Raw genomic sequence first — 3,560 nt, 5'->3', positions numbered from 1 at the left:
GGAGAGGGGAGAGGGGAGAGGGGAGAAGGCCGTCGCTTCTCCGCTTGTTGTCTGGGGACGGTCGATGAAGAAGCGCTGAAGCCGAGACGGCCGGGATTGCCGGAGAGAACGCAGGAACTGGATCAGGCAGGCGACGAAGCCACCGCCCGGCCATGTGGGCTGGCGCGTGCCAGTCCGCCACTCCAGCCCTCAGCCAGGGCTCCCCACGACCCGCACCAGCGCCGCCAGCGTCTGGCCGTCCCGTCCGTCCAGCAGCAGCGGCGCCGGAAAGCGGCCGAGGCGGGCGCGCAGGGCGGGCCAGGGTTGGCCGACGCAGTCCAGGCAGGTGCTGCCCTCGGCTTCGGTGGGTAGCGCCAGCAGGCGGCGGGCGTGGCGGTTGCTGGCCAGCAGCCGGCCTTCTGCGTCGAACACCATCAGCCCTTCCAGCGGCGTGCCCAGCAGTTCCGGGTGGCTGTGCAGGTGCAGGGCGATGCAGCCACCGGGGGCGGTTTCGGTGAGGCGGTGTTCTATCAGCTCGGCGGTGGTGCGCAGCAGGGAGAGCAGGCTGACCACACCGCCGTGGGACAGCCGCGCCGAGGCGTCCGCCAGGCCGAGCAGACCACGGGTGCGGGTGGCGATGGGTTCGGCCAGGCACAGCCCGCTGCTGCCGCCGGGCGCGCCGGCGATGGCTTCCATGCGGGCACTGCCAGGGGCGATGGCGAGGTGGCCGATGGCGGCCAGTACCAGGCCGTCGCGGTCGGCCAGCAGCACGGTGAGATCCGGGCTGTCCGCCAGCCGGTGCAGTTGTTCGGCGGCCGGCAGGGCGAAGGCGAGCAGGTGTGCGCGGCTGCCGTCGGAATCCGCGGCAGGGGGCGCAGGCATGGCGGGCATCGGGGATAGGGCCAGCGCGCGGAAGGGATTGCGTTCCGGCGTCGCCGATGCCGCCGGCAGGGGGCAGGGGGGGCTGGTGGCGGCCATGCCGGCGAGAACGCAACAACCATGCCGTAGCGCAGCAATGCCAGGCGGGCAGGGATTGCTCCGTGGCGTTGCGACGAAATGGAACAGGTGTTCAGAACTGGAGCAGGTGCTTGCACACCCCGACCTCGCCGGCGCAAGGCATCTTGCATACCTCGCCTGCGCCGGGCGCCATGCCGGCCTGCTCCTGCTCCGCCCCCGGCGGCGCGCGCTCTCCCGCCGGTCAGCCGGCGTGGGCAAGCGCTGGTGGCATGGTCCATGCTGAACCGGTGGGGCGACGCTCAGCGTTCGACATCAGCGAGTCGCTCAGGCAGCAGTGCCGGAACGTTCCCGCCATCATCAGCGGAGCCCCCGGCTCCACAAACGCGGTGCCTGCCGCGCCCGGCCAAGCCCCGGACGCGCTGGCGCAACGGTGAAAACAGGAGGAGACACCATGCTGTACGCATTGCCCGGCCAGGCCGGCGCCAAGGTCCAGTTCAAGAGCCGCTACGACAACTTCATCAACGGCAAGTGGGTCGCCCCGGTACGCGGCCAGTACTTCGACAACGTCACGCCGGTCACCGGCAAGGTCTTCTGCCAGGTGGCCCGCTCCACCGAAGAAGACATCACCCTGGCGCTGGATGCCGCCCACGCCGCCGCCGACAAGTGGGGCCGCACTTCGGTGACCGAGCGCGCCCAGGTGCTCAACCGCATTGCCGACCGCATGGAAGCCAACCTGGAAGTGCTGGCCTACGCCGAGACGGTGGACAACGGCAAGCCCATCCGCGAAACCCTGGCGGCGGACATCCCGCTCGCCATCGACCACTTCCGCTACTTCGCCGGCTGCGTGCGCGCCCAGGAAGGCAGCCTCTCCGAGGTGGACGAGAACACCGTGGCCTACCATTTCCACGAGCCGCTGGGCGTGGTCGGCCAGATCATCCCGTGGAACTTCCCCATCCTGATGGCGGCGTGGAAGCTGGCGCCGGCCCTGGCGGCGGGCAACTGCGTCGTGCTCAAGCCGGCCGAGCAGACGCCCACCGGCATCCTGGTGCTGATGGAGCTGATCGCCGACCTGCTGCCGCCGGGCGTGCTCAACGTGGTGAACGGCTTCGGCCTGGAAGCCGGCAAGCCGCTGGCCTCCAGCTCGCGCATCGCCAAGATCGCCTTCACCGGCGAGACCACCACCGGCCGGCTGATCATGCAATACGCCAGCCAGAACCTGATTCCGGTGACGCTGGAACTGGGCGGCAAGTCGCCCAACATCTTCCATGCCGACGTGGCTAGCGCCGACGACGAGTTCTTCGACAAGGCCATCGAGGGCTTCGTGCTGTTCGCGCTCAACCAGGGCGAAGTGTGCACCTGCCCCTCGCGCGCGCTGATCCACGAATCCATCTACGACCGCTTCATGGACCGCGCCCTGGCGCGGGTCAAGGCCATCAAGCAGGGCAGCCCGCTGGACACCGAGACCATGATCGGCGCCCAGGCCTCCAACGAGCAGGTCGAGAAGATCCTCTCCTACCTGGACATCGGCCGCCAGGAAGGCGCCCAGTGCCTCACCGGCGGCGGCCGCGCCCAGCTCGGCGGCGATCTGGCGGAGGGCTTCTACATCCAGCCCACGGTGTTCAAGGGCAACAACAAGATGCGCATCTTCCAGGAAGAGATCTTCGGGCCGGTGGTGTCGGTCACCACCTTCAAGGACGAAGCGGAAGCGCTGGCCATCGCCAACGACACCCTGTACGGCCTGGGCGCCGGCGTATGGACCCGCGACGGCAGCCGCGCCTACCGTTTCGGCCGCGCCATCAAGGCCGGCCGCGTGTGGACCAACTGCTACCACCTCTACCCGGCGCACGCGGCCTTCGGCGGCTACAAGCAGTCCGGCATCGGCCGTGAGAACCACAGCATGATGCTGGACCACTACCAGCAGACCAAGAACCTGCTGGTGAGCTACAGCCCGAAGGCGCTCGGCTTCTTCTGATGCTCCTCCCTCCTGCTTGGTGAGCAGGCTTGGGGCGGCCGGGAACGGCCGCCCTTTTTGTTTTCCGGAAGGCGTTTTCCACGGAGGCAAGCGATGGTTCCGCGAGTGACTGCGACGCCGGCTGCGCTGGCGTTGATCGACAAGCTGGCCGCAAAACATGGCCCGCTGATGTTCCACCAGTCCGGCGGCTGCTGCGACGGCAGCTCGCCGATGTGCTATCCGCGCGGCGAGTTCCTCGTCGGCGACAGCGACGTGCAGCTGGGCGAGATCGGCGGCGCGCCCTTCTACATCAGCCGGCCGCAGTTCGAATACTGGAAGCACACCCAGCTCATCATCGACGTGGTCGAGGGCCGCGGCGGCATGTTCTCGCTGGAGAACCCGGAGGGGCTGCGCTTCCTGACCCGCTCGCGGCTGTTCGAGGATGCGGAGTGGGCGGAGATCGCGGAGGAGGATGCCCGGCGGGGGCGCTGAACGGGGAGAGAAGCAGCAGCGCGGCCCTTGCCCGCCGGCGGTGCATGGAGGGCCGGGCTGGCGTTGGCGAGCTGAGCTTGGTGGACTCTGCCGGCGGATGCGTCGTGCGCCGGGCCTGCCTGTTATTTCACTGGCCCTGGGGGGGGGGCGCCAGCCGGCCTCCTTTTTCCGCTGCCACGGG

The 3,560-nt window shown here is 69.2% G+C and carries 3 protein-coding genes; 2 read left to right on the top strand and 1 reads right to left on the bottom strand.

The window, feature by feature from the left end:
- Positions 1-189: 189 nt before the first annotated feature.
- Positions 190-861, bottom strand: coding sequence for a Fis family transcriptional regulator (locus GRF61_RS23600; RefSeq protein WP_169153059.1), 672 nt, complete (start codon positions 859-861; stop codon positions 190-192).
- Between the two features lie 526 nt (positions 862-1,387).
- Here GRF61_RS23600 and adh point away from each other — a divergent pair.
- Positions 1,388-2,908, top strand: coding sequence for an aldehyde dehydrogenase (gene adh / locus GRF61_RS23595; protein ID WP_169153058.1), 1,521 nt, complete (start codon positions 1,388-1,390; stop codon positions 2,906-2,908).
- Between the two features lie 93 nt (positions 2,909-3,001).
- Positions 3,002-3,379 carry a DUF779 domain-containing protein gene (locus tag GRF61_RS23590; protein ID WP_169153057.1) on the top strand — a complete coding sequence of 126 codons (378 nt, stop codon included), beginning with the start codon at positions 3,002-3,004 and terminating at the stop codon, positions 3,377-3,379.
- The last annotated feature ends 181 nt before the right edge of the window (positions 3,380-3,560 follow it).

This window comes from Azoarcus sp. TTM-91 (assembly GCF_012911025.1).
GTDB lineage: Bacteria > Pseudomonadota > Gammaproteobacteria > Burkholderiales > Rhodocyclaceae > Azoarcus.
This window is presented reverse-complemented; position numbering and strand designations above follow the sequence as displayed.